24 protein-coding genes are annotated in these 23,832 nt (G+C 56.7%); 17 read left to right on the top strand and 7 right to left on the bottom strand.

Going from position 1 to position 23,832, the window contains the following annotated elements; translation table 11 throughout:
- Nucleotides 1-53 precede the first annotated feature (53 nt).
- The 3 genes from yajC to queA all read right to left on the bottom strand — a co-directional run bounded on the left by yajC (nt 54) and on the right by queA (nt 2,682).
- Nucleotides 54-395: a preprotein translocase subunit YajC gene (yajC, locus tag CPY64_RS02240; protein WP_042483233.1), complete on the bottom strand. Its 342-nt coding sequence runs from the start codon at nt 393-395 to the stop codon at nt 54-56.
- Between the two features lie 89 nt (nt 396-484).
- Nucleotides 485-1,621 (bottom strand): tRNA guanosine(34) transglycosylase Tgt, encoded by a 1,137-nt coding sequence (tgt, locus tag CPY64_RS02245; RefSeq protein WP_042483236.1) that lies wholly within the window; start codon nt 1,619-1,621, stop codon nt 485-487.
- Nucleotides 1,618-2,682 (bottom strand): tRNA preQ1(34) S-adenosylmethionine ribosyltransferase-isomerase QueA, encoded by a 1,065-nt coding sequence (gene queA / locus CPY64_RS02250; RefSeq protein ID WP_042483239.1) that lies wholly within the window; start codon nt 2,680-2,682, stop codon nt 1,618-1,620. The genes tgt and queA overlap by 4 nt, the downstream gene beginning before the upstream one ends.
- 158 nt (nt 2,683-2,840) lie before the next feature.
- Between queA and dacB the strand changes: the two genes are divergently transcribed.
- From dacB to CPY64_RS02315, 13 genes are all read left to right on the top strand, one after another.
- The gene (gene dacB / locus CPY64_RS02255) at nt 2,841-4,289 is read left to right on the top strand and encodes a D-alanyl-D-alanine carboxypeptidase/D-alanyl-D-alanine endopeptidase (RefSeq protein WP_042483242.1); all 1,449 of its coding nucleotides are present in this window, start codon (nt 2,841-2,843) and stop codon (nt 4,287-4,289) included.
- Between the two features lie 70 nt (nt 4,290-4,359).
- Complete coding sequence (upp, locus tag CPY64_RS02260) at nt 4,360-5,010, top strand: uracil phosphoribosyltransferase (RefSeq protein WP_042483245.1); 651 nt, start codon at nt 4,360-4,362, stop codon at nt 5,008-5,010.
- A 101-nt stretch (nt 5,011-5,111) separates the two neighbouring features.
- Nucleotides 5,112-5,828, top strand: a complete 717-nt coding sequence (locus CPY64_RS02265; RefSeq protein ID WP_042483581.1) for a hypothetical protein — start codon at nt 5,112-5,114, stop codon at nt 5,826-5,828.
- Between the two features lie 145 nt (nt 5,829-5,973).
- Complete coding sequence (locus CPY64_RS02270) at nt 5,974-6,291, top strand: ElaB/YgaM/YqjD family protein (RefSeq protein WP_042483249.1); 318 nt, start codon at nt 5,974-5,976, stop codon at nt 6,289-6,291.
- A gap of 158 nt (nt 6,292-6,449) precedes the next feature.
- Nucleotides 6,450-6,839 carry a phage holin family protein gene (locus CPY64_RS02275; RefSeq protein ID WP_009455164.1) on the top strand — a complete coding sequence of 130 codons (390 nt, stop codon included), beginning with the start codon at nt 6,450-6,452 and terminating at the stop codon, nt 6,837-6,839.
- Nucleotides 6,836-7,225, top strand: a complete 390-nt coding sequence (locus tag CPY64_RS02280) for a hypothetical protein (RefSeq protein WP_042483255.1) — start codon at nt 6,836-6,838, stop codon at nt 7,223-7,225. Before CPY64_RS02275 ends, CPY64_RS02280 begins: the two co-directional genes overlap by 4 nt.
- 158 nt (nt 7,226-7,383) lie before the next feature.
- A complete protein-coding gene (locus CPY64_RS02285; protein WP_042483259.1) occupies nt 7,384-8,262 on the top strand; it encodes a LysR substrate-binding domain-containing protein in 879 nt (292 codons plus the stop codon).
- A gap of 512 nt (nt 8,263-8,774) precedes the next feature.
- Nucleotides 8,775-9,998 carry an aromatic ring-hydroxylating oxygenase subunit alpha gene (locus tag CPY64_RS02290; protein WP_042483263.1) on the top strand — a complete coding sequence of 408 codons (1,224 nt, stop codon included), beginning with the start codon at nt 8,775-8,777 and terminating at the stop codon, nt 9,996-9,998.
- A gap of 18 nt (nt 9,999-10,016) precedes the next feature.
- Nucleotides 10,017-10,982: a PDR/VanB family oxidoreductase gene (locus CPY64_RS02295; protein WP_042483266.1), complete on the top strand. Its 966-nt coding sequence runs from the start codon at nt 10,017-10,019 to the stop codon at nt 10,980-10,982.
- 20 nt (nt 10,983-11,002) lie between these two features.
- Entirely contained in the window at nt 11,003-11,875 is an 873-nt protein-coding gene (locus tag CPY64_RS02300) for an NAD-dependent epimerase/dehydratase family protein (protein ID WP_042483269.1), read from the top strand.
- Nucleotides 11,876-11,922: 47 nt separating this feature from the next.
- Nucleotides 11,923-12,537 carry a hypothetical protein gene (locus tag CPY64_RS02305; RefSeq protein ID WP_042483584.1) on the top strand — a complete coding sequence of 205 codons (615 nt, stop codon included), beginning with the start codon at nt 11,923-11,925 and terminating at the stop codon, nt 12,535-12,537.
- A 9-nt stretch (nt 12,538-12,546) separates the two neighbouring features.
- On the top strand, nt 12,547-13,713 hold the full coding sequence (locus tag CPY64_RS02310; protein ID WP_042483272.1) for an oxamate carbamoyltransferase subunit AllG family protein: 1,167 nt from the start codon (nt 12,547-12,549) through the stop codon (nt 13,711-13,713).
- The gene (locus tag CPY64_RS02315) at nt 13,694-15,004 is read left to right on the top strand and encodes an amidase (protein WP_052362914.1); all 1,311 of its coding nucleotides are present in this window, start codon (nt 13,694-13,696) and stop codon (nt 15,002-15,004) included. Before CPY64_RS02310 ends, CPY64_RS02315 begins: the two co-directional genes overlap by 20 nt.
- A gap of 57 nt (nt 15,005-15,061) precedes the next feature.
- On the opposite strand, the gene CPY64_RS02320 is transcribed toward CPY64_RS02315, so the two are convergent.
- Both CPY64_RS02320 and CPY64_RS02325 read right to left on the bottom strand, forming a co-directional pair.
- A complete protein-coding gene (locus CPY64_RS02320) occupies nt 15,062-15,496 on the bottom strand; it encodes a hypothetical protein (RefSeq protein WP_042483274.1) in 435 nt (144 codons plus the stop codon).
- Between the two features lie 247 nt (nt 15,497-15,743).
- Nucleotides 15,744-17,123, bottom strand: a complete 1,380-nt coding sequence (locus CPY64_RS02325) for an MFS transporter (RefSeq protein WP_042483277.1) — start codon at nt 17,121-17,123, stop codon at nt 15,744-15,746.
- 305 nt (nt 17,124-17,428) lie between these two features.
- Here CPY64_RS02325 and CPY64_RS02330 point away from each other — a divergent pair, with 305 nt between their 5' ends.
- Entirely contained in the window at nt 17,429-18,352 is a 924-nt protein-coding gene (locus CPY64_RS02330) for a LysR family transcriptional regulator (RefSeq protein ID WP_223254088.1), read from the top strand.
- A gap of 94 nt (nt 18,353-18,446) precedes the next feature.
- Nucleotides 18,447-18,863, top strand: a complete 417-nt coding sequence (gene gloA / locus CPY64_RS02335) for a lactoylglutathione lyase (protein ID WP_042483283.1) — start codon at nt 18,447-18,449, stop codon at nt 18,861-18,863.
- 124 nt (nt 18,864-18,987) lie between these two features.
- Here the strand turns inward: gloA and CPY64_RS02340 are convergent, their stop codons facing one another.
- Entirely contained in the window at nt 18,988-20,532 is a 1,545-nt protein-coding gene (locus tag CPY64_RS02340; protein WP_042483590.1) for a UbiD family decarboxylase, read from the bottom strand.
- A 96-nt stretch (nt 20,533-20,628) separates the two neighbouring features.
- On the opposite strand from CPY64_RS02340, the gene CPY64_RS02345 reads away from it, so the two are divergent.
- Nucleotides 20,629-21,468, top strand: a complete 840-nt coding sequence (locus CPY64_RS02345) for a lytic transglycosylase domain-containing protein (protein WP_042483286.1) — start codon at nt 20,629-20,631, stop codon at nt 21,466-21,468.
- Nucleotides 21,469-21,562: 94 nt separating this feature from the next.
- On the opposite strand, the gene CPY64_RS02350 is transcribed toward CPY64_RS02345, so the two are convergent.
- Nucleotides 21,563-22,723, bottom strand: coding sequence for a pyridoxal phosphate-dependent aminotransferase (locus tag CPY64_RS02350; protein WP_042483289.1), 1,161 nt, complete (start codon nt 22,721-22,723; stop codon nt 21,563-21,565).
- Nucleotides 22,724-22,865: 142 nt separating this feature from the next.
- On the opposite strand from CPY64_RS02350, the gene CPY64_RS02355 reads away from it, so the two are divergent.
- The gene (locus CPY64_RS02355; RefSeq protein ID WP_042483290.1) at nt 22,866-23,765 is read left to right on the top strand and encodes a hypothetical protein; all 900 of its coding nucleotides are present in this window, start codon (nt 22,866-22,868) and stop codon (nt 23,763-23,765) included.
- Nucleotides 23,766-23,832 lie beyond the last annotated feature (67 nt).

Below are 23,832 nucleotides of genomic sequence, written 5' to 3' on the forward strand. Positions count from 1 at the left end.
CTACGACGGGTGCAGAAATGGCAACCCCGGACCGAAGTCCGGGGTCGGAGGCATTACAGCGACTTGATGGTGCCTTTAGGCAGAACAGTCGTAACGGCCACGCGTTGGACCAGAACTTCAACAGGCTTGTCGGTCAGGTTGGCCACTTCAACGGTCAGGTAGTTGTCGTGAACTTTGCTGACTTTGCCCAGCAAACCACCGGAAGTGATGACTTCGTCGCCTTTGGCCAGGTTGGACACCAGGTTGCGGTGCTCTTTCTGACGCTTCATTTGAGGACGAATCATCAAGAAGTACAGCACAACGAACATCAAGATGATGGGCAGCATACCCATCAAGGCATTTTCGCCGCCAGCAGCCTGGGCGGGGATGAGAGTCAGAATGTCAACAGCGGACATGTGGGGCTCCTGAGGATTTTTTTGTGTGGGTTGTCAAAAACTAACGGTGTATTGTAGCGGCACTTTATTGCGGTATCACAAACAGCGTGTCATTCAATGCCGCGCGCCCGATCCTGATGGAATTGCTCCCGCCAGGCCGCAAAACGCTTTTGCTCAATGGCATCACGCATCTCTTGCATGATCTGCAGATAGAAATGCAGATTGTGCAAGGTATTCAAACGCGAGCCGGTAATTTCATTGGAACGCTGCAAATGATGCAAGTAGCCACGCGAGAAATGCTGGCAAGTATGGCAGGTGCAGCCGGGGTCCAGCGGGCGGGTGTCATCGCGGTAGCGGGCATTGCGTATCTTGATGTCGCCGTAACGGGTAAACAACCAGCCATTGCGCGCATTGCGGGTGGGCATGACGCAGTCAAACATATCCACGCCCTGGCTGACCCCTTCCACCAGGTCTTCCGGTGTACCCACACCCATGAGATAGCGGGGGGCATGGGTGGGCAGTTTCGGAGTGGTGTGCGCCAGAATGCGCATCATGTCTTCTTTGGGCTCGCCTACGGACAGGCCGCCAATGGCGTAGCCCTCAAATCCGATTTCGGTCAGGCCAGCCAGGGATTCGTCGCGCAGGTCTTCGTACATGCCGCCTTGCACAATACCAAACAGGGCGTTGGGATTGGCTAGCTTCTTGAATTCCTCACGCGAACGGCGGGCCCAGCGCAGGGACATGCGCATGGATCTGGCCGCTTCGGTGTGCGTGGCCGGGCGGTCATCAATCAGGTAGGGCGTGCATTCGTCGAACACCATGGAAATGTCGGAGTTCAGGGAATACTGGATTTGCATGGACACTTCAGGGGTCAGAAACAGGCGCTCGCCGGTGATGGGGGAGGCAAATTTCACCCCTTCCTCGGTAATCTTGCGCATGCCTTTCAGGCTGAACACCTGAAAACCGCCCGAATCCGTCAGGATGGGCTTGTTCCACTGCATGAAGTTGTGCAGGCCCTTGTACTTGTCCATGACATCCGTGCCCGGACGCAGCCACAGGTGAAAGGTATTGCCCAGAATGATCTGCGAGCCAATCTCGTTCAACTCGTGCGGCATCATGGCCTTGACGCTGCCATACGTGCCTACCGGCATGAAGATGGGGGTTTGCACCACACCGTGGTTCAGGGTGATCTGGCCACGGCGAGCGGCGCCATCGGTGCTTAAAAGGTCAAACTTCAGTCCACTCATGGGGTAGGAGGCTCAATGAACATAGCATCGCCGTAACTAAAGAAGCGATACCGGGATTGGACGGCGTGCTGGTAGGCACGTTGTATGGGTTCGATCCCCGCCAGAGCCGATACCAGCATCAGCAAGGTGGACTGGGGCAAATGGAAATTGGTGATCAGCGCATCCACCCACTGGTACTGGAAGCCGGGGGTAATAAAGAGGCGCGTGTCGCCTTCAATACTGCCATCGGCGCAGCGCTGGTTCATGCCGGGCTCTTTGCTGGCGGCCGATTCCAGTGAACGTACGCTGGTGGTGCCCACGGCAATGACGCGGCCACCGGCAGCGCGGGTGGCGTCAATCTTGGCCAGGGTGGCGGCGGGGACGTGGTAGCGCTCGGCGTGCATGACGTGCTCGCTGATATTGTCCACGCGCACAGGCTGGAACGTGCCTGCACCTACGTGCAAGGTCACAAAGGCCTGGTCCACGCCTTGCTCGCGCAAGGTGGCCAGCATGTCGTCGGTAAAGTGCAGGCCAGCCGTCGGGGCAGCCACGGCACCGGGGTGGCGGGCGTAAACAGTCTGGTAGCGCGAGTCGTCTTCTTCGTCGGCTGCGTGGGTAATGTAGGGTGGCAAAGGCGTTGCGCCGTATTGCTCCAGCATGTCCAGCACAGGCTCGTGAAAGCGCAGGGCAAACAGGGCATCCTCACGTCCGGTGCAGTCGGCCAAGACACGGCCTTCGGCCAGTTCCAGCAAGGTGCCGGGTTTGGGGGACTTGCTGGCGCGGATATGGGCCAGGGCCGTATCGGGGCCAGTCACACGCTCGATCAGCACTTCGACCTTGCCGCCACTGCTTTTTTGGCCGTGCAGGCGAGCCTTGATGACGCGCGTATCGTTAAAGACCAGCAGGTCACCCTTGCGCAGCAGGCTGGGCAGGTCGGTGAACTGGCGGTCATGCAATTGGCTGGCACCGTCCAGATGCAGCAGACGGCTGCCCTGGCGCTGGGCCGGAGGGCTTTGAGCGATCAGATCAGGGGGAAGCTCGTAATCGAACTGGGCGATAGTTAAAGAGGGGTCGATGCTCATGGTTTGTCGTAAAGGGCCGCTGGCCAGAAGGCCGGGCCTGATGGGGTAACCGACTATTTTAACGCTTTGCCGCCAGATTGCTGAAACGGCCATATCCGTGGTGTTTTTCTTTCGGTATGCTTGGGTCTTTCCTGAATTGATCTGTTGGAGACGAGGGCATGGGCGTTTTAAAGGCAAAGCCTGTTTTGAGTCGTTGCAAGCATGTGGCCCTGGCCGCCTTGCTCATGGTGCAAGGCGCATCACTAGCCCTGGCCCAGGCCCTGCCGCCCGAACTGGCTTCGGTCTGGAATGCCAGCCGCTTGCCGCAATCGTCCCTGTCCATTGTGGTGGACGAGGCCGATGGCCCACGCATGATCGGCGTCAACCCCCAGGAGCCCCGTAACCCTGCCTCGGTAATGAAACTGGTCAGCACCTGGGCAGGTTTGTCCGCTCTGGGGCCAGAATATACCTGGCGCACCACTTTGATGGCCCAGGATGGTCTGCAGGTGGACGAACAAGGCACCTTGAAAGGGCCTTTGTATATCAAGGCCGGGGGCGATCCGTTTTTGACCGTGCCGCAATTGTGGGACATGTTGCGCGAGCTCCGCTTGCGTGGGGTGAAGAATCTGACCGAAGTTATTGTGGATCGTTCCATCTTCGGAAATGTCACCATCAATCCGGGCGACTTTGACAATGCGGGCGACCGTCCCTATAACGCCAGCCCGGACGCCATGATGGTAGGGTTGGGCGCCTCTCGGCTGGTGTTTCAACCCGACACCCAGGCGCGCAAATGGATAGCGATTATCGACCCGCCTTTGCCCGGCGTGCGCGTACAGGGTGAAGTCGAGTGGTCGACGGCAACTTGTCCCGGTTCGCCAGTCGTTGGCACCCAGATTCAGCCCGAAGCCGGTGGCATGGTGGTCCGTGTCAGTGGCAAGGCCGCCGCTTCCTGCGGCGAGTTCAGCGTCTACCGTTTGGTGCATTCCCAAACCGAATTTTTCGACAAGCTGTTCCGCAGCCTGTGGCGCGATCTGGGCGGCACCTTGGCACGCGACATCAAGGCAGGCCGTGTGCCTGCCCGTGCCCAGGCGATTACCTGGCATGACTCCCAGTCCCTGTCTGACCTGATTCGTCTTGTTAATAAGCAAAGCAATAATGTGATGGCCCGCACCATCCTGCTGACCGTGGGCGCGGAAATGAATGGTCCCGGTGCCACCGTGGCCACTGGCGAGCGCGCTGTCATGAGTGTGCTGGGCCGTCAGGGGGTAAATACAGCGGGCTGGACGGTGGACAATGGCTCGGGCCTGTCCCGTAATGCCCGCGTCACGGCGGGCGGCATGGCTGACATGCTGAAAGTTGCCTGGCGCTCGAACTGGATGCCCGAGTACATTTCCTCCTTCGCGATCTCCGGTGTGGACGGTACGGTGCGTTCGCGCTTGCGCGATGACGAGGTTCAAGGCCGTGCCCACCTGAAAACCGGCACGTTGCGCGATAGCCGTGCACTGGCCGGTTACGTGCTGGGAGCCAGCGGAAAGCGGTATATTGTCGTCATGATGGTCAATGACGAACGTTCTGCCTCTGCCCGACCCTTTTTTGATGCGGTGGTGAAGTGGCTGGCAGTACGTTAACGATCACGATAGTGAGGGCTGCTGTGCAGTGGCCCTGTTTTTGGTTAGTCCCTAATTTGATGAAGCAATCATGCCCATACACGAAATACGCCACCCTTTGATCCGCCACAAACTGGGCTTGATGCGCAAGGCAGATCTCAGCACCAAGAATTTCCGCGAAATGTCCCAGGAAATTGCTTCCTTGCTGACGTACGAGGCGTGCAAGGATTTGCCTCTGGAACCCACCACGATTGAAGGCTGGTGCGGCAATGTGGAAGTGGAAAAGCTGGCTGGCAAGAAAGTGACGGTTGTGCCCATCTTGCGCGCCGGTATTGGCATGCTGGACGGGGTGTTGAGCTTGATTCCTGGCGCCAAGGTCAGCGTAATCGGTATCGCCCGTAACGAAGAGACTTTTGAAGCCCAGACTTATCTGGAGCGCCTGGTCGGCGAATTGGACCAGCGCCTGGCCCTGATTATCGACCCCATGCTGGCAACCGGCGGCTCCATGGTGGCCACCATTGACTTGCTAAAGAAAGCTGGCTGCAAGAACATTCGCGCACTGGTGCTGGTGGCGGCCCCTGAGGGCATCGCCACTCTTGAAAAACACCACCCTGATGTCCATATTTACACCGCGTCCATTGATCAGCATCTGGACGAGCATGGTTATATCGTGCCGGGACTGGGTGATGCGGGCGATCGTATTTTTGGTACTCGTCAGAAGGTTCAGGACGGCGAGGTTTAAGTCCAGAACTTGTTGTGCTTTTTTACAATCCCTTGCCAGTGCCCCAGAGGCGATAGGCATAATAAAGAGTCAAACTTAAGTTTCACTGAATCAGGATGTACATGAAACTGAATGCCTGGATGTCTGCACCGCTGTTGGTCATGTTGGGCCTGAGTTCGGCTCAGGCCGGTTTGTGTGACGTCCCTTTCATGCGTGATGGTGGACAGGTACAACTGACCGGCTCGGGCTTTCTGGCCTTGGGCGCTGACCTGGCTTTTTCCGACGTGAAGAAGCAGGGCGGTGACCAGTGCCAGGCTCGTGTACAAGGCAAGGCCAGCGTGGCTCTAGCAGGCTTGCCTGCCAGCAAGCCCAATATCGACTATGTCATGACCGTGCGCGATGGCCGCACCCGCTTCCAGCGTGATGATGGTCGTGGCGGCCTGGAGGCCGTTCAAGGTTCGTTTGACTTGCGCCTGCTGGGGCTGTTTTCTTACGAGCATGGTGGGCTGCAGGAAGGACAGACCTTCCCCCGCCAGGATTTTCAGATCAATCTGGATAAGCGTACTCAGGCCAATGTTCTGCGCGTTCATACGGGTGCCAAAACTGTGGGTGCTCAACAAACCGTGCAGACGGCCTTGGGCAGTTACCAGTGCTGGCCTATTCGTTATCAGCGCGAAATCGAGCCTACCCAGGCCAGTTTCAGCGGCATCAGTCTGCCCATTCCGGGGATCAATTCCCAGGTTACCGACTGGTACTGTCCGGATGTGCAAATGGTCATGAAGCAAGAAAGTATTCAGAACGGTGTACCGTCTACGGTAGATGTGACCCAACTGAAGTAAGCCTGTGATGTATTGTTCACAGGTTCACCGAGTATCTTTATCCTGAAAACAGCGGGCTAAAGAATTTTGTGTGGCGCTGCTATGGCGCCAGTCACTTGGCGATACGTATTTGTCGCGTGTCCCTTTCAACTGCAAGGAGTTATTTATGGCTACCAAGAAAAGTGTGGAAAACAGCGGAGACAAATTTATCGAAGAAGTGAAAGCGAGCCTGGATGAGGCCGAAAAACTGATGCGTGAGGCAGCCGAAGCCACGGGCGACAAGGCCGGTGAGCTGCGTGAAAAAGCCTTGCGCTCATTGCGTCTGACCCGGGACTCCTTGCACGATGCTCAGGAAGCGGTGGTTGACCACAGCCTGCGTGCAGCCAAGGCAACCGACAACTATGTCCATGACAAACCCTGGCAAGCCATTGGCGTGGCCGGTATTGTGGGCCTGATGTTCGGCATGCTGATCAGCCGTCGTTAATCTGTCTGTGCTCTGCGCTGCGGGCCCTTTGCGGGGCTGCAGCAGCATAAAAAGTAGCCCTGCCGATCTGGATTTAGCGATCCAGATCGGCAGCCTCTTAGAAATCAGGCTCTTGTCGTTGCATGCAATGGCAGGATGTCGCAGAGCAGGGATAAATCATGGCGCTTAGGCAAACTATCAGTCAGCTTGGTTCTACCTTGATAGGGGCTGTCAGTACTCGGCTGGAGCTGTTTGCTCTGGAAGCGGGTCAGCAAAAGGCGAGCCTGATCACTATCTTCAGCATGGTGTTTGGCGCACTGCTGTTCTCCACGCTGGCAGTGCTGGTGTTCAGTTTGTTGCTGGCTTTGTACTTCTGGCCTACGGATTATCGCTATTGGGCTTTGGGTGTGCTGGTCGTTCTGTATGCCGGTTTGGGAGTGGGGCTTTTCCTGGCCGTACGCCGCCGTCTGACTACTGGCCCGATTCCTTTTTCGGCCACCTTGTCCGAGTTGCGTCGCGATGTCGCGTTTATTGAGCGCTTGAGGGATTCCGAGGGAGACGGGAAATGAGCACGAAGCAAGAGAGCATGTCCGCCCAGGAGCGGGCTGTGCGTATTGAACTGTTGCGAGTCCGCGCTTCCCTGGAGCGGCAGACCATGTCGTCCCAGATCCATTCCCTGGGGGAAGACTTAAGCCCCGGCAATTTGTGGAACAGCGTCAAGCCTTCGGGTTTGAGCATGGGTGGGGTGGTCACCAGTGCCCTGTCCTTGTCGCGCCGTTATCCCTTCTTGCTGTCCGGTGCCTCGGCCGTGCTGAGCAGTTTTGGCGGGCGCTGGATGCGTATCGGGGCCTTGGCTCTGGGAGCCTGGAAACTGTTTGATTCTTCCAAGTCGGCACGTGAAAAAGCACGCAATGTCCTGGTGCCGGTACGGCGCAACACCGATGTGGACGAGTAAGTCTGCTTGTATTTTCGAAAACCGGCCCAGGCCGGTTTTTTTTATGCGTGCTTGAGGGACCGTGTTCAGCCGACTGGTTTTTGAAGGCGGCAAGGCTTATGCTCCGATAATAAATAATTCCAGAACAAAGCTACCCACATCAGGAGACATAGCCCGTCATGCAGGTGCCATTACTGAATGCCTTAAGAACCTTTACGGTGTCGGCGCAAAGGTTGAACTTCACCAAGGCGGCAGAAGACCTGCTGGTCTCTCCCTCGGCAGTCAGCCACCAGATCAAGGTGCTGGAGGAGTATCTGGGCTGCAAGCTGTTTCTGCGTAAAAACCGTTCCCTGGAGCTGACGGATCAGGGCCAGTTTCTGTTTGACCGTTTGCAACGGCCTTTTTACGAGATCAATCAGGCCTTGAGTGAATTGCGCATGCCGCACGGCAAGAGCCGCATCAATCTGTCCTTGCGGCCCTTTGTGTCCAGCATGTGGTTTACTGGGCAGTTGGGAGATTTCTGGTTGAAGCATCCGGATATTGAAATCAACTTGCTGCACAGGTTGCAGGCACCGGATTTCTTCAGGGACAACATCAATTTTGCAATTGTCTGGGGCAAGCAGGGCGACTGGCCGCAGTTGCAGACCTTGCGCATCATTCCCGGCAATCTGACGCCTGTGTGTGCGCCGTCTTATTTGCAGACACATGGCCAGATCACGTCCCCGGCGGATCTGAATCAGCATGTGCTGATTCACGAAGAAAATCAGCTGTGCTGGGAGCAGTGGTTGCGCAAGGCAGCGGGGCAGGAGCTGACGGCCAAGAAGAGCTTTCACATTGATGACACCAATGTGCGCATGAATGCCGTCTTGAACGGCCAAGGGGTGATGCTGGGCTGTCCGGCCTTGTTGCAGCCTTTGATCGACAAGAAGGAAATCGTCCAGCTGTTCAATGTTTGCCTGGAAGAGTACGCCTATTTTCTGGCCTACCCCAAGGAGGCGAACCTTAGCCGACAGGAGCAGGAGTTTGTGGATTGGGTCGCATCGATTGCAATTCGCTAGGCGGTAGTTGATTGATGGCGTCCATCTACTGTGCTCGGTGACAGGGCTTTCTCCGCTCTTTGTTGACCTTGTTCGCTGTTCCCGCGTCTTAAAAAACCTGCATATTTGCAGTTTTTTTTTATGTATCGGCCATCCCGAACCAGGCTGGATGCACATCGCACATCGCACATCGCACATCGTTCATTGCTCATTTCTCATCGATCAGGGTGTGGAACCCCAACCTGACGCGCGTGGCTGGAGGTTTTATCAAGCTCCGCCTAGTTCTCACACCGCTCATCCCTGGTTCCAAATGGCTGACACGCAGCCCTCAATCGGGCTTTACGTCGCCGAGAACGGCCTCATTTTGCGGTGATTGCGATCCACCGCTTTCTCCTCATCCCGATTCAACAACAAAAAAAACTCATCGTTCCGTCAAATTTGCTCAATTTTCAAGCGTCGCTCCCTGTCGCATGATTGGCCTGACCTAATAAAAGCCATTCATGGTGCTCATGCAAACCAGAGGAGATATTGAGATGAATACCGCTCTACGTTCGCCCATTGCGATTGAAGAATTTGACCGCAGCTACTTTCAGCAGGAAACCGACGAGGTTTTCGCCTTGCCCCCCGAGTGCTTTACCTCGGAAGAGTTTTTCCAGTTTGAACTGAATGCCGTCTGGAAAAAGCAGTGGTTCTGTGTGGGCCGTGCAACTGACATCCCCAATGCCGGCGACTTCTTCACTTTCGACGTAGGCAATGACGCCTTGTTCGCTATTCGCACCCGCGAAGGCGGCATTAATGTGCTGTCCAACGTCTGTCGTCACCGCAATATGCTGTTGCTGGAAGGGGCAGGCAATGTGCGCCGCATTAGCTGCCCCTTGCACGCCTGGGTCTACAACATGGAAGGCGAGCTGGTTTCCGCCCCTGGTCTGACCGATACCGGCGCCAGCTTTGACCCCAAGAGTGTATGTCTGCCCAAGATCCGTGCCGAGGTTTGGGAAGGCTTCATCTTCATCAACTACGACGCCATGGCGCCCGCCTTGCATACTCGCCTGGGCAATCTGGGCAAGCAGCTGGCGAACTACCGCATGTCCGAGCTGAAGTCCTCGGAACCGCTGAAGATGGAAAGTTTCGACTGGAACTGGAAGATCTTCAATGACGAGTGCTACCACTGCAGCTTTCTGCACGCTTCGTCCTGGGGCGGCATGTACGAAACCAATCCGGATCGTGTTGATGAAACCGCTGTCTTCAATGATGTGGCCAATGGCATAGTCTCCTACAACCTGCTCTCCACCCACAAGGACGCCGCGCCTACGCATACCGGCTCCATCTTGCAACCGCCCATGGATGGTCTGACCGACCAGGAGCGGACCCAGCTTTCTTACGTGACCGTGGCTCCCAACCTCTTGCTGGTCGCCATGCCCGATAAGGTGAAGTACTTCATGTGGCTGCCCAAAAGCGCCAAGCAGTCCACCTACGGCGTGTCCTGGATGTACCCGCAAGAAACGCTGGAACGCGAGGATCACAAAGAGAAGTTCGATCAGGAACACGATGATCTGTACCCCGTGATGATCGAGGACCTGTTTGCCTGGCGTCGTTCGCATCAGGGCATGCAATCCAACTTTGCTTCCCGTGGCCGTCTGACCAATGAAGAGCTGGTCATCAAGCGTTTGCAAAACTGGCTGATTGATCTGTACCGCGCCGAAGAGCGCCGGGTGGACGAGCAAAGCCGGGTGTTGCCGATCCGAGCGATTGCCTAAGGGAGCAGGAGCAGCATCATGCAGCAAACTTTGCAAACACGCGTGCTGAAGAAAACCAGGCTGTCAGAGCGCGTTGTGGGCCTGACCCTGGGTTTGCAAAACGGGGGCGCGTTCCCCGTCTGGGAGCCGGGGGCGCATATTGAACTGGAACTGGCGGTGTCGCAGACCGAGCCGCTTTACCGTCAGTATTCGCTGTGTGGCCAACAGGCCAATACCCGCGAATGGCAAATTGCCGTTCTCAAAGAGGAAGCCGGGCGGGGCGGCTCTGCGTATATCCATGAGGTGTTGCAGGAAGGTGATGCGCTGGCCGTCAGCATTCCGAAAAATCACTTTCCCTTTGCTGCAAACACGAAGTGCTTCTTTGTTGCCGGCGGCATAGGCATCACGCCTATCGTGCCCATGGTCCAGGCCGCGGCGGCAGCGGGTCTGGACTGGCACTTGCTGTATCTGGCAAGAAACGCAGCGGATTTTATTTTCCTGCAAGAGCTGCAAGAAGTGGATGGCGCGCGTATCACCACGCATGCCTCCAATCAGGACGGGCTGTTTGATCTGCAAGGCGCATTGCAAGCGCTGGATGCACAGACCGTCGTCTATTCCTGCGGTCCGCAGCCTTTGCTGGCCGCTTTGGAAAACTATCAACAGGAACAGGCTGATATTGGCTGGCAGCTGGTGCTGGAGCGTTTCTCGGTAGAGACCGACCCGGCCATGCTGCAAGGCAAGGGCTTCACCGTGACCTTGCAGAAGTCGGGCAAAAGCATTGCGGTAGCAGAGGATGAAACGATTCTGGCTGCCTTGAAACGGGAAGGCATACGGGTCAAGTGCTCATGCCAGAACGGCACCTGCGGCACCTGCGAGACCGTAGTGATTTCCGGCCTGCCTGAGCATCGGGATTTTGTGCTGTCGCCAGAAGAGCGGCAGTTGAATGAAACCATGATGATCTGCGTCTCGCGCGCCTTGTCGGCCGAACTGGTTTTGGATCTATAACAATAAACAGGAGAAACACCATGAAGAAAGTGGTGGTTACAGGCGGCTCGGGCCGTGTGGGCTCGTACGTCGTACAGCAATTGATGCAGACCATGGATGTGGTCGTGGCGGATCTGAAACCCAGCCAGCATCAGGTTTCCTTTATTCAAACGGATGTGATGGATCTGGAGGCCGTGCGTGCGGCCACCCAAAATGCCGATGCCGTGATTCACCTGGCGGCGATTGATTTCGACTGGAAGGCGGCCGAGGAGCAGTACATCAACGTCAATGTGCGCGGCACCTGGCATGTGCTGCAAGCCTGTCGCGAAAACGGCGTCAAGAAAGTGGTGCTGTGCTCCAGTATTTCAGCCTGCGGTCTGTCGGAGATGCGCGCCGATTGGAAGCCTCAGTATCTGCCTGTGGACGAGGCCCATGAAAACAAGCCTTATCAGGCCTACAGCGTCAGCAAGATCGTCATGGAGCAGATGGCAAAAAGCTTTAGCGAGGCCAGCGATATGGAAGTGATCTGTCTGCGTCCGCTGGCCGTTGTGCTGCCGGAAACCATTGCCGAGTACATCCAGTTCGTTGACAGCCCGCAGCGTAACTGGCTGTTCTATTACATCTGGGCTGCGGATCTGGCGCGTGCCTTTGAGGCCGCCGTGAATCTGCAAGGTTTGCGCTACGGCGTGTTTTTCATCAGCGCAGACGATAGCTCCCACCCCCTGGCAACCACAGACTGGTATCAGCAGATTATCGGCCCTGTGCCTGAAATCAAGAACCCGCGCTGGTATCAGAACAATCCCCGTGCCTCCATTTTCAGCAGCCATGCGGCCAAGGAAATTCTGGGCTGGCAGCCGAGCACGGACTTTCAGCAACTGCGCCAGGAATACGCGGTGGAAAAAGACCTGGCGTGAAACGCCCAGGTAACCATGACGAATACATTGAACACGGAGGCTTGAGCATGACGGGAATTAAAACCGGCACCTTGGATTGGACGGGCGACAACCCTTTTATTTACTTGAAGACCGACCCTGAGCAGGACTGGTCGTCCTTGTCCCTGTACTTTCGCATTGCCAGCTCGGCGTATGGCAGCGGCCAGGCCATCCTGGTTCTGGACAAGCCCTACGAGGACGGGCAGAACAGTGACGCGCGTTTGCTGATCACGGATAACAAGCCCTTGGCCGAGTATCTGGTGCAGGATTTCGTGCGTCATTTCGGTCTGTTTCGCAAGGCGGTGGCGCTGGATAAGTTGCAGGTCTTGGGTGACGGTGTTTTCCAGACCGTAAACCGTTTCCCTGAACTGGTCAGCGAGTCAGTTACCTCCGCCAGTGCTGGTCTGACGGTGGAGCTGCAATGGCATCAAATGACGCAGCCAGCGATTTGTGTGGACCTGCCACAAAGCCAGACCCAAACCCAGAAACACGAAATGATGTGTGTGTTCCACCCGGCGCAGCAAGCCAGGGTGCTGATCAATGGCACCGCCCTGCCAGGCAACACCATAGAGCGGGACTTTAACGGCTCGCGTGCGCAGTCCGCCAGCCTGGCGAACAGCGAAACCTGGGTGCGCGTGGCGTAAGGAGACGATATGGCTCAGCATGTAGAGACGCAGGCCGTGATGCCCGCCTGGACAGGAGTCCGGTCCCTGCAATCCATTTTGCCCTCGCAAGGCCGTCTGGTCCTGCATGCCGGGCCACCGTTTCGGGATGCACAGGAGTTGCCTGCCGCAATCCGAAATTCGGCTTTGATCGGCATTCTGTATGAGGGTTGGGCGGACAACAAACAAGAGGCGCAAGCCTTGCTGGACGCAGGGGGCGTGCAACTGGCTCCCGCGCAGGATTACGGAGTGGTGGTGCCATTGGCCGGAGTGGTGACGCCGTCCATGTATTTGATTGAGGTCAGCGACAGCAATCGGCCCGGGAGCAAGAAATACTCGGTGCTGAATGAAGGCATGCAGTGGTGCACCCGCCTGGGTATTTTTGCCGACGAAATGGTGCCGCATCTGCGTTGGCTGCATCAGGATTTGGGTGCACGGCTGGCTGCACAGTTTCAGGGGCCGGTAGATCTGGCTCCCATCGTTCAGGCTTCCTTGCTGAATGGTGATGATGGCCATGCTCGTACCATGCATGGTTCCAGGCAATTGGCCGACATTATTGTCTCCTGGGGCATTAATGACGACGCCAGCCAGAGCTTTCTGTACGGCGCAATGGCCTGGGCCTTGAATTACTGGATGGCCGCCAGTGCCTTGATTCTGGCAAACCAGACGCCGGCGGATGGCGTGGATGCCATCGTCAAAGTGGGCGGTAATGGCTTGCGCTTTGGTTTGCAACTGGCCAGCTCCACGACCTGGCTGGTTACAGACGCCCCTGTCATCGCCGGCAATAAAGAGCCGGGCAATGAGCAGGCACAAGCGCTGGGAGCCTTGGGTGATAGTGCGGTGGTGGATTTTGTAGGGCTGGGTGGCCAGTGTCTGGATCTGGCTGGGATTAGCGCCAGGAATCTGCACGCCTTTTTGCCCTCGGACTACCTGACTCGTCAAGGCCAGTTCCTGAAAACTCGCTTGCCCTTTCTGGCTGGGCGCAATGGTATTAGCGATTTTGCGCAGGTGATCGCCAACAATACCGGGCCGTTGGTGCTGCTGGGCATGATCGACGGTGCCGGGGAACGTGGCCGTGTTGGTGGTGGGGTGGCGACGGTGGACGCCTCTTTATTGCAAGCTCTCAAGGAGTGGCAGCATGAAACGACAGTGGTTTAAGCTGCCTTTGCATCAATTGCTGCACGCTCTGCATACGGGCGAAGCCAGTCTGCCGGAGATCGTGGCTTCCTTCTACGAGCGCATTGCCATACGCGATGACAGGATTGGTGCCTGGCAGTATCTGATTGATCAGGACGACTATCTGGCCGAGTACGAAAGTCGCAGCGATTTCTACAAGGCCTCGCCCTTGATGGGCCTGCCCTTTGCGGTCAAGGACGTGATTGATACGGCGGGTATTCCCACCACAATGGGCTCGGCCATTCACCAGGATCGGATTCCGGATATGGATGCTTCCTGCGTGACCGCGATGAAAGCGGCAGGCGGCATTTTGATGGGCAAGACAGTTACGACCGAGTTTGCTTACTTTCAGGCAGGCAAGACGAATAACCCGCATGATGCCGAACGCACACCCGGCGGCTCCTCCAGCGGCTCTGCCGCTGCAGTGGCTGATTTCATGGTGCCGGTAGCCTTCGGCACACAGACAGCGGCATCGGTCATACGGCCCGCATCCTACTGCGGCTGCATTGGCTATGTAGGCAGCAAGAACGAGTTTTCCTTGCGCAATATTCAGCCGCTGGCTCATTCTCTGGACTCCCTGGGCATACTCAGCAACGATGTGCTCGACACGCTCTTGCTGCGCAATATCCTGCTGCACAAACCCTTGAATCTAAGCACGCCAGGGGCGCAGGCGGCTTGTGTGTTCGGTGTTTTCCCCGGGCAGGCACTGGGCGACGTTCAGGACAAGATGCTGGAGACTTTGCAGGCCTGCCAGCAGGATTTGTCGGAACAGGGGCATACGCTGGTGGATTTTCCCCTGCAGGACGCCGTTGTTGAATTGACGGCCTTGCATGCCCAGATCATGGCTTATGAAGTGGCCCGGAATCTGGTGTACGAGCAACAGCAGCATGAAACCTTGAGCGCCCATATGCAGTCCTTGATGAGCACGGGTCTGTCTTTTCCCTACAAGGAGTACATTGCTGCCTTGCAAGGAGCGGACACGCTCAAACAGGCGATGCTGCAGTGGTTTGAGGATAGTGGGGTGGATTTCATTCTGGCACCTGCGGCAGCCGGTGTTGCGCCTTATAAAACCGAAGGAACAGGGGCGCCATTCATGAGTCGTGCCTGGCAGTTACTGGGCTTGCCGGTGGTGTCTTTGCCGTTGGGTTATTTCCAGAAACTGCCCATGGGTTTGCAGTTGATTGGTAAACCGCATCAGGATGATGTTTTGCTTTTACAGGCGCGTCAGTTGCAGCAGCGCTTTTTAAACAGCAGCTCAGTTCTGACGGCGTAATTTTCTTTTTTCTTTTAGGCGTCCTGTTTTTACAGGGCGCTTTTTTTGGCTGCGTTTTTATAGTTTGGGCAGCAGATACTTTTCAAATAGCCATTTCAAACCATACAGCGCCCCGAAAATAATCGCGGCAATGGCCAGGAAATCCGCGCTGAAAACGCTTTGCTGTTTGTGGGACAGTTCCATATAGATGTGCTCGTCAGCGGGCCGGGCATACGTCATGGGAACGGCCGCCTTGGGCAGAGTCGCTTGCAGGACGACATAGCTGCCATCGTCGGCCGCTTGCAGCAGCAACTTATCCACCTGCGTGGGGGCCAGACCGTCATAATGCCCCGGCTTGCACAGCTGTTGGGCTCCCTGGGCCCAGTTGTCATTGCTTTTGGGGCAGTAGGCCTGGATGCGGTAACCATTGCTGAATTGAACCGTCAGCCACCCTTGGGCATGCGAGTCGGCGTCGCTGCTTACGGTTACGTCGGTGAGGCTGATGGTGGTCATGGTGCAAATCCCTTGGGCAGAGCAGGCGCATTCTTCAGTCTGTTTACGGTAGAAAATGAGTCTATATTTGGCGCGGGCTACAGAAGGCTATTCTATAGAAGCCGGTATGGGAATACCGTTTCTGTATGGGCAGAATCAGCTTTATGTGAATTGCTTTTAATGTAAATCAATGCTCTTTTCCCATAAAAAAAACAGCCCTGTAAAACAGGGCTGTTGATTGCGGAAAACCAGCGGGAGTAAAGAAGGCTTAACTGGCGCCTGCCTTGCCCATGCTGACGGCCGGTTTGGCATCATGAGCCGGTTCGGTGTGATAGCGGCGCAAAGGCTTGTTGGCGGTTTCGGGCATCAGCACCGTCACCCAGAAAAAGCACAGAACGGCGACCACCGTGACGTAAAACGCGGGAGCCAGATAGCTGCCTGTTTGTGTCGTCAGCCAGATGGCCAGGTAGGGTGCGGTGCCACCAAAGATCGCGAAGGTGATGTTGTAGCACATGCTCGAAGCGGTATAGCGCATGTCGGTGGGGAACATCTCCGAGAGCAGGGTGACGGCCACCACACTGGCAGCCACCTGGCCAATACCGATAATCAGCATGCCGAAAATGGCGGCCTCCAAAGAAGCTCCCTTGCTGACGATCATGTAGGCTGGAATGGTGAACAGCGCATGCCAGACAGCAGCAAATTGCATCATGCGACGGCGGCCCACCCGGTCCGAGATCACACCGGCAAGCGGGGTCAGGGCGGTGACAAATAGCAGGGCAACCATGTTCGCAGTCAGGGACTGGACGGAGGACAAGCCAATGACCGTGCGCAGGAAGGTGTTCATGTAGGTGGAGAAAATGTAGAAGGACAGGGCGTACAGCACGATAAAGCCGCCTAACTTCACAATATTGGAACCCTCTGCCTTGAAGACCTGGGACGCGCTGTAGCTGAGCTGACCTTTTTTCTCCGCACGCATCTGCTGGAACTCGGGCGATTCGGCCAGATGATCCCGAATGAAGAAAGCCACGATGCCCATGGGAACGGCCAGCAGGAAGATGGTGCGCCAGCCCCAATCGCCCATGGCCTCGGTACCGACAATTGCGGCCAGACCGGCGCTGATCCCTGCTGCCAGTGCAAACGCAAAGTAGGTGGCGCCGGACATGGCCCAGGCGTAGGAGTTGCGCTTGTTCATGGGGCTGTGTTCAACGGTGTAGATGGTGGCGCCCGTATATTCGCCACCGGCCGACAGCCCCTGAATACAGCGGATGATGATCAGCAGAACCGGAGCCCAGATGCCAATGCTGTCATAGGTTGGAATCAGACCAATGGCCGCGGTCGAGCCGGACATCAGCAGGACGGTCAGGGCCAGAATCTTCTTGCGGCCAATGCGGTCGCCCAGCCTGCCAAAGTAGATCCCGCCCAGGGGGCGAACAATAAAGGACACCAGAAATACTGCAAAGGTGGCCAGCAAGCCCGCCATCTTGTCTTCCGAGGGGAAGAAGTTTTGTGCGATGTATACGGCCATATAGCCGAACAAGGCAAAGTCAAACCATTCAACGATCGTACCGGCCGCTGAACCCATCATTACTTTCTTGATGTGACCCGTATCGGTATGTTCCGATTCGGCCACGGTGCTTTCCCTTTGCATACTTATGTCTCCTCAAGTATTGGGACTATCTGTTTTTTGAAATCAAACCCTGTGGGGGTAGCTGGTTTTTTATTATTTATACGTCTCTGTCTTTTCTTGGTATTAGCTGAAAGCTCGGTAAGAGCATCGCTTGCAACAGGATGAGTTCCTCCTTTCTGTGGGGCTGGGCATCCGGTCCTGGCATGCTTGCAAAGCGCCATCCAGTGCGTGCTAGATAAGCTAATCCTCTGCAAATTGCTTGTCCATTCACTATTCGCGCACTATTATTGATCGCGATGTTATCAATCTAAAATATGAGCGTAACCATGATTCCCGCACGCCTGGATTTGCATCACCTGCGCGCCTTTAAAACGGTGGCCGAACAGTTGCACTTCAAGAAGGCGGCGGAGCTGCTGCACATCACGCAACCGGGGCTGACGCGCATCATCAAAAAGCTGGAAGACGACTTGCAGGTGGATCTGTTTGAACGCAGCACTCGCCAGGTCAGGCTCACCGCCGCAGGCTTTTTGCTGCTGCAGGAAATCGAGCAGGTTTTTGTGCATCTGGAGCGCGGTATCGAGCTGGCCCAGAAAGCCAAGTTTGGCGATATCGGACACCTGATCATTGCCTATAACGACTACGCGGTGCAGGACGTGCTGCCCAGAACGCTGGAGCACTTCAAGCAGCAGTATTCGAACATCACAACCGATTTGTTATATATGCCCACGCAGCAGCAAATCCAGGGCTTGCAGCAGGGCAGCCTGGACCTGGGCTTTGGCTTTGCCTTCTCTGATGATCCCGAGGAGCTGGGCGTGCAGTGGAAGCCGGTCTGTCATGATGACCCTATCGTTCTTTTGCAGAGCGATCACCCTTTGGCAAAGGAAAAATCCATTCCCTTGGTGGATCTGGCCAATGAGCGTTTTGTGGTGGGCAGCAAGACGCATTGGCAGGTCTGGCGGCGCTATTTTTATTCCCTGTGCCGACATGCCGGTTTTCATCCTAATTCCGTGCAGGAAGCCAGCACCATTACCGGCATCATGAGCATGGTGGCGGCCAATATCGGCATTGCCGTCTTGTCGCAGTCCTTGCGCAAGTACGTGCACCGTGATCTGGTGGCCATTGATCTGGACTTGTCGGGTCAGCATCCGCAGTCCTTCATCAACATCATGTGGCAGGAAAGCAATGCCAATCCCTGTGTGCCTTTATTCATCCAGACCATCTCGTCGGAGCTGATGGCGGCCAGTGCGTAAGGCTTGAGTATTTCTCATGGACCCTTGATGAGCGGTCATGATGCCAGGGAGGCGGTTTTGCTACATTGCAATTTTCAAACCTCCGCCCCTAGTTATGAGCACTTCCGAAATACAGTTTGGCCTTGATCATGTCATGTTGCGCGTCCTGGATCTGGAGCGATCCCTGGCGTTTTACCGCGATATTCTGGGCATGCATGTTGTGCGTCACACGGACTATGAGTCCGGCCGCTTCACCAATGTGTTTCTCAGTTTTGATCAGGGTACGCAGTCCAGTCTGGAGCTGACCTGGAACTGGGACCAAAAAGAGTCATATGAGAAGGGCGGGGCTTTTGGTCATCTGGCCTTGATGGTCCAGGACGTGCATCAGGCCGTGCGTTATCTGGAAGAGCAGGGCGTCAGGATCAAGACGCCTCCCAAGCAGATGAATCACGGCAAGCGCACGATTGCCTTTGTGTTTGACCCGGATGAGTACCTGATTGAACTGGTGGAGCCGCTGGCCTTGCCAACCTGATATGGGTGTCGGGTGCCGTGTGGGGTGCCCCGCTGTGATGAGCTGAATAAAACAAAGACCATGCACCCTTGCGGTGATGGTCTTTGTTTGTTTTTGACTGCGGCGGATGAAGGCGCGTTCTGGCTTACAGTCCCAGCGATCCCCACATATCGTCCACTTTTTTCTTGGTGGATTCATCCATCTTGATAGGTGTGCCCCATTCGCGCTGGGTTTCTCCGGGCCACTTGTTGGTGGCATCCATACCCATCTTGCCGCCCAGTCCCGAGACCGGCGAGGCAAAGTCCAGATAGTCGATAGGTGTGTTCTCGACCAGCACGGTGTCGCGTACCGGGTCCATACGGGTGGTCATGGCCCAGATCACTTCCTTCCAGTCGCGCGTGTTCACATCCTCGTCCACCACCACGATGAATTTGGTGTACATGAACTGGCGCAAGATGCTCCAGACACCAAACATCACGCGCTTGGCATGGCCTGCGTATTGCTTGCGAATCGACACGACGGCCAGGCGATAGCTGCAGCCTTCGGGTGGCAGGTAGAAGTCCACAATTTCAGGCAATTGCTTGCGCAGCAGGGGCACAAAGACTTCGTTCAGTGCGACGCCCAGAACAGCAGGTTCATCGGGCGGTTTGCCAGTGTAGGTGCTGTGGTAAATCGGGTTGCGGCGCATGGTGATGCGCTCAACGGTAAAGACCGGGAACCAGTCCTGCTCGTTGTAGTAGCCGGTGTGATCGCCATAAGGGCCTTCCAGCGCCATTTCGTAGCTGCTGTCGGCGGGCGGCTTCATGCCTTCGGGGACGTCGGGAGCCAGGGCATCCGGGTGATTGCTGGGCAGGATATGACCTTCCAGCACAATCTCGGCCCAGGCGGGCACGGACAAGTCGCTACCCAGGGCTTTGGCCACTTCGGTGCGCGAGCCGCGCAGCAAACCGGCAAACTGGTATTCGGACAGGCTGTCGGGCACGGGGGTGACGGCACCCAGAATGGTTGCGGGGTCGGTGCCCAGAGCCACAGCAATTGGGAAAGGTTTGCCAGGGTTGGTCAGGGCGTGATCGCGGAAATCCAGCGCACCACCACGGTGGGACAGCCAGCGCATGATCAGCTTGTTATGGCCAATCAGCTGTTGACGGTAAATGCCCAGATTCTGACGTTTGGCATGAGGGCCTTTGGTAATCACCAAACCCCAGGTCAGCAAGGGGGCCACGTCGCCGGGCCAACACAATTGCAAGGGGATCTGGTTCAGGTCCACATCCTTGCCTTCCAGCACCACTTCCTGACACGCGGGAGAGCGGACATTCTTGGGGCTCATATCCCACAGGGCGGACTTGAGCATGGATACTTTGGACAGCGCGTCACGCATCCCGGTGGGGGCTTGCGGCTCTTTCAGATTGGCCAGCAGTTCGCCAGTGTCGCGTAATGCCGACACATCCTGTGCACCCATGCCCCAGGCGACGCGTTGCGGCGTGCCGAACAAATTGGCCAGGACAGGCATGGCGGCTTTGGCGCCTTGATGCTGGGCGTTTTCAAACAAAAGCGCCGGTCCACCGGCACGCAGTACCCGGTCACTGATTTCAGTCATTTCCAGCGAGGTGGAAACTGGCTGCGTAATCCGCTTCAGATCGCCCTTGGCTTCCAGCTGGGCAATAAAGTCTCTCAAGTCACGGTATTTCACAGAAGAACGGGGCTCCGCTTGCAGATATTTTTGGTTAAGACCTTGAACAGGTTCTAAGGTTAACATCGGGCAGTTAGCAATACTAAGGATGATCCCATGGGCTTCCAAGATATGGACTATGTACTTAGTCGCTCGGCCCGCACCCTGACGTATCGCATCGGTGAGTTTGTGCACGTATGTGCCATGTACCTGGGCATTGCCGTACTGGTAACGATCGCAGCCTGTGTGGTTGTGCCATCGATGCGCGCTCAGTTTAACCAGCTTTATACCGGTCTCGTGCAAACCCTGCGCCCCGAGGCGGTGAAATACGATGCGTACAGCCAGGCGGTCTGGCCTGCGGATAAAACCCAGCCAGCCCTGTCGGAAGATGGCGAGGACTTGAGTCAGACGGAACAGCAGCAAGCGGTTTCCACGTACCAGGGTTTCATGAAGAATCTGCGTGCTTCGGTAACCGGGCAACCCATTGCGGGCGTCACGGCGGCTCAGCAGCAGGCCTTGCGCAGCTATTTGGCGCGCAAGTACAAGATTGCCTATTCGGTGGCGGGGGCCTTGATCCACACCGCTTTTATTGTGGGCAAGGAAAAGAACCTGGATCCGCAGCTGATTCTGGCGGTGATCGCCATTGAATCACGCTACAACCCCTATGCAGAAAGCCATGTGGGTGCGCAAGGCCTGATGCAGGTGATGACCAAAGTCCATAAAGAGAAGTTCGATATCTATATGGAAGGCACGCTGGCGGTGTTGAGTCCGGAGGCGAATATCCGCGTGGGCGGGCAGATTCTGTCCGACTGTATCCGTCGCCGTGGTTCGATTGAAGGTGGCTTGGCCTGTTATGTCGGGGCGACTGGGCCTAGCGATGGCGGCTATGGCGCGAAGGTGCTGGCTGAACGTCGCCGTATTGCCTTGGCCTCGGGTATCCCGATCCGGGCACGCTAAGTAGTCTGAATAGCAAAAGAAATCGGGCCTTGCGGCCCGAAATACGTTAATGGAAGTGGGCAGCAAGGCCCGGCAGACTGAAAAGATGCGGGGCTTAGCGGCCCAGAAATTGCCCCAGACGGCTGATCGCTTCTTGCAGGCGATCCATGCCGGTCGCGTAGGACAGGCGCAAGGTATAGGGTGCATGGGCCGTACCAAAGTCCCGGCCCGGCACAGCCGCCACACCCGCCTCGTGCAGAAGTTGCTGCGAGAAGGCATCGCTGTCCTGGCTGTATTCGCGAATATCCGTATAAATATAGAAAGCGCCATCCGGGCGTACCGGTACGCGCAAGCCCAGACGCTCCAGCTCGGGCAGCAGATAATCACGACGCTGCTTGAAAGCCAGGCGGCGCTCTTCATAAATCGCCATGGTTTCAGGCTCGAAGCAGGCCAGAGCGGCATGTTGCGCCAAAGAGGGCGCGCAGATCGCCAGACTGGCGGCCATGCGCTCGCACGCCTCGCTCATCCAGGTGGGCAGAATCAGCCAGCCCAGACGCCAGCCTGTCATGTGGAAGTACTTGGAAAAGCTATTGATAACAATAATGTCCTGATCCAGGGTCAAGGCGCTCAGTGGTGCTTCTTCGTAAAACAGACCCAGATAAATCTCGTCCATGATGATGAAGCCATCGCGGGCGCGCACTTCCTTGATCAGTTCTTGCAGAGCAGGGCGGGAAATTGTCGCGCCAGTGGGATTGTTGGGCGAAGCAATCAGAACGCCGCGGGTCTTGGGACCCCAGTGCTCGCGAATGTGCTGGGCGCTTAGCTGAAAGCGTTCCTCTGCCGAGGCGGGGATCAGGCGGGCTGTTCCACCGGCAGCCATGATGAAGTTCTGGTTGGCCGGGTAGGACGGATCGGGCATCAGCACTTCGTCGCCGGGATTGATCAGGGCCAGCGTAGCCAAAGACAGGGCACCGGAGGCACCCGCCGTGACCACAATACGCGAGGGGTCGACACGGGCCTGGAACTGCTGCTCGTAATACAGGGCGATGCGTTCACGCAAAGCTGTCAGACCGGCAGGGGCGGTGTATTGGCTTAAGCCTTGATTGCTGGCCTGATGCAGTGCATCGACCACGGCTTGAGGGGCGGTAAAGTCCGGCTCGCCTATGCCCAGGCTGATAATGTCGCGGCCAGTGGCCTTTAAGGCATTGGCCTGTTTGAAGAGTTCAACAGCATGAAAAGGAAGAACGTGTTCGGTACGACTGGCGAGGCGGGACATACGGCAAATCTCGGGTAAAAAGTGTATTGTAGGACCTTGCTCAAAAGGGCGTCAGGTGGCTGTGGCATGTGCGTGTGCCCTGTAGGGGTGCAAACCGGCGGGCCAGTGAGACTCAAGTTTAGGTTTGTTGCAGGAAAAGTCTATGGTTTCTTCGTCGCGGCGTGCATTTTTGATGGGGCGTCGTCCTCCCCAAACAGCGTGGCAGACATTTTGTTCGCGCTTGAAAGCCCGAGTTCAGGGCGAGTGGTCCGAACTTAACGCTGAGCCGCATCACGAGCAGGCCCGTCTGGAGCCCGCTTCCAGCGCAGACGTGCATATGGTGTTGACGCTGGCCGCCGAGTACGGTGTGACGGTGTGTCTGGAAGGTGTGCCGCAGGCCAGTGAAGCCGATGGCCCCATGATTGTCCTGGCCCCAGGCCGGCAGATGGCCCGCTGTGATCGTCTGGAACCGAACTCCAATCGCTGGTTTGTGCAGCCTGGCTGTCTGCTGGGCGAGATGGAAGCCAAAGGTTTTCAAGGTCTGGCCAATGCTCCGGCTGGCATGACCGTCGCTGCCTGGCTGGCCGACCGGCGTCAGCATGACTGGCCTAGCGGTCGCACCGCCTTGTCGGGCGTGTTGCACTGCTCGGTCATTCTGGCGGACAACACGCAAGCGGCCTTGGGCCCCTTTGGACAGGAAAACCGCAATCCGCTGGATAGCCTGCGCATGCAGCAGTTGATTCCTGCCTTGTTCCAGTTGATGGGCGAATCGGAAACCCAGGCCCTGCGACAAGAGCAATGGCCCTGCCGCTATCGTCTGGATGCGCTGGAGCCGGTTGAAGGCGAGGGTATCAATCTGGCGCATTTGATGCTGGGCCACGGCGGTGATCTGGCCTGGGTGGAGTGGCTGGTGCTGGATGATGCCGTTTTAAGCGGCTCGGACCCGCAAGATTGGTCCTGGCCGAATCAGGAGCAGTCCTGGCAGGCTCAGGATGTGGATAGCCGCATCAAAGCCCTGTTTGATCCTGCGGACCGATTCTCCTATCCGGGCCAGGCGCTCTAAGTTTGTCCTGGCCTGTGCTTGACCCATGTTGTAACTCAAGGGCTAGAATGGTCCTTGCTTTGGCCTT

The sequence above is a fragment of the Alcaligenes faecalis genome (assembly GCF_002443155.1).
Taxonomy (GTDB): domain Bacteria; phylum Pseudomonadota; class Gammaproteobacteria; order Burkholderiales; family Burkholderiaceae_B; genus Alcaligenes; species Alcaligenes faecalis.

What these genes read in the sequence shown, in the direction of transcription:
- yajC (WP_042483233.1), bottom strand. Translation starts at nt 395, where the DNA reads ATGTCCGCTGTTGACATTCTGACTCTCATCCCCGCCCAGGCTGCTGGC.
- tgt (WP_042483236.1), bottom strand. Translation starts at nt 1,621, where the DNA reads ATGAGTGGACTGAAGTTTGACCTTTTAAGCACCGATGGCGCCGCTCGC.
- queA (WP_042483239.1), bottom strand. Translation starts at nt 2,682, where the DNA reads ATGAGCATCGACCCCTCTTTAACTATCGCCCAGTTCGATTACGAGCTT.
- dacB (WP_042483242.1), top strand. Translation starts at nt 2,841, where the DNA reads ATGGGCGTTTTAAAGGCAAAGCCTGTTTTGAGTCGTTGCAAGCATGTG.
- upp (WP_042483245.1), top strand. Translation starts at nt 4,360, where the DNA reads ATGCCCATACACGAAATACGCCACCCTTTGATCCGCCACAAACTGGGC.
- CPY64_RS02265 (WP_042483581.1), top strand. Translation starts at nt 5,112, where the DNA reads ATGAAACTGAATGCCTGGATGTCTGCACCGCTGTTGGTCATGTTGGGC.
- CPY64_RS02270 (WP_042483249.1), top strand. Translation starts at nt 5,974, where the DNA reads ATGGCTACCAAGAAAAGTGTGGAAAACAGCGGAGACAAATTTATCGAA.
- CPY64_RS02275 (WP_009455164.1), top strand. Translation starts at nt 6,450, where the DNA reads ATGGCGCTTAGGCAAACTATCAGTCAGCTTGGTTCTACCTTGATAGGG.
- CPY64_RS02280 (WP_042483255.1), top strand. Translation starts at nt 6,836, where the DNA reads ATGAGCACGAAGCAAGAGAGCATGTCCGCCCAGGAGCGGGCTGTGCGT.
- CPY64_RS02285 (WP_042483259.1), top strand. Translation starts at nt 7,384, where the DNA reads ATGCAGGTGCCATTACTGAATGCCTTAAGAACCTTTACGGTGTCGGCG.
- CPY64_RS02290 (WP_042483263.1), top strand. Translation starts at nt 8,775, where the DNA reads ATGAATACCGCTCTACGTTCGCCCATTGCGATTGAAGAATTTGACCGC.
- CPY64_RS02295 (WP_042483266.1), top strand. Translation starts at nt 10,017, where the DNA reads ATGCAGCAAACTTTGCAAACACGCGTGCTGAAGAAAACCAGGCTGTCA.
- CPY64_RS02300 (WP_042483269.1), top strand. Translation starts at nt 11,003, where the DNA reads ATGAAGAAAGTGGTGGTTACAGGCGGCTCGGGCCGTGTGGGCTCGTAC.
- CPY64_RS02305 (WP_042483584.1), top strand. Translation starts at nt 11,923, where the DNA reads ATGACGGGAATTAAAACCGGCACCTTGGATTGGACGGGCGACAACCCT.
- CPY64_RS02310 (WP_042483272.1), top strand. Translation starts at nt 12,547, where the DNA reads ATGGCTCAGCATGTAGAGACGCAGGCCGTGATGCCCGCCTGGACAGGA.
- CPY64_RS02315 (WP_052362914.1), top strand. Translation starts at nt 13,694, where the DNA reads ATGAAACGACAGTGGTTTAAGCTGCCTTTGCATCAATTGCTGCACGCT.
- CPY64_RS02320 (WP_042483274.1), bottom strand. Translation starts at nt 15,496, where the DNA reads ATGACCACCATCAGCCTCACCGACGTAACCGTAAGCAGCGACGCCGAC.
- CPY64_RS02325 (WP_042483277.1), bottom strand. Translation starts at nt 17,123, where the DNA reads ATGCAAAGGGAAAGCACCGTGGCCGAATCGGAACATACCGATACGGGT.
- CPY64_RS02330 (WP_223254088.1), top strand. Translation starts at nt 17,429, where the DNA reads ATGATTCCCGCACGCCTGGATTTGCATCACCTGCGCGCCTTTAAAACG.
- gloA (WP_042483283.1), top strand. Translation starts at nt 18,447, where the DNA reads ATGAGCACTTCCGAAATACAGTTTGGCCTTGATCATGTCATGTTGCGC.
- CPY64_RS02345 (WP_042483286.1), top strand. Translation starts at nt 20,629, where the DNA reads ATGGGCTTCCAAGATATGGACTATGTACTTAGTCGCTCGGCCCGCACC.
- CPY64_RS02350 (WP_042483289.1), bottom strand. Translation starts at nt 22,723, where the DNA reads ATGTCCCGCCTCGCCAGTCGTACCGAACACGTTCTTCCTTTTCATGCT.
- CPY64_RS02355 (WP_042483290.1), top strand. Translation starts at nt 22,866, where the DNA reads ATGGTTTCTTCGTCGCGGCGTGCATTTTTGATGGGGCGTCGTCCTCCC.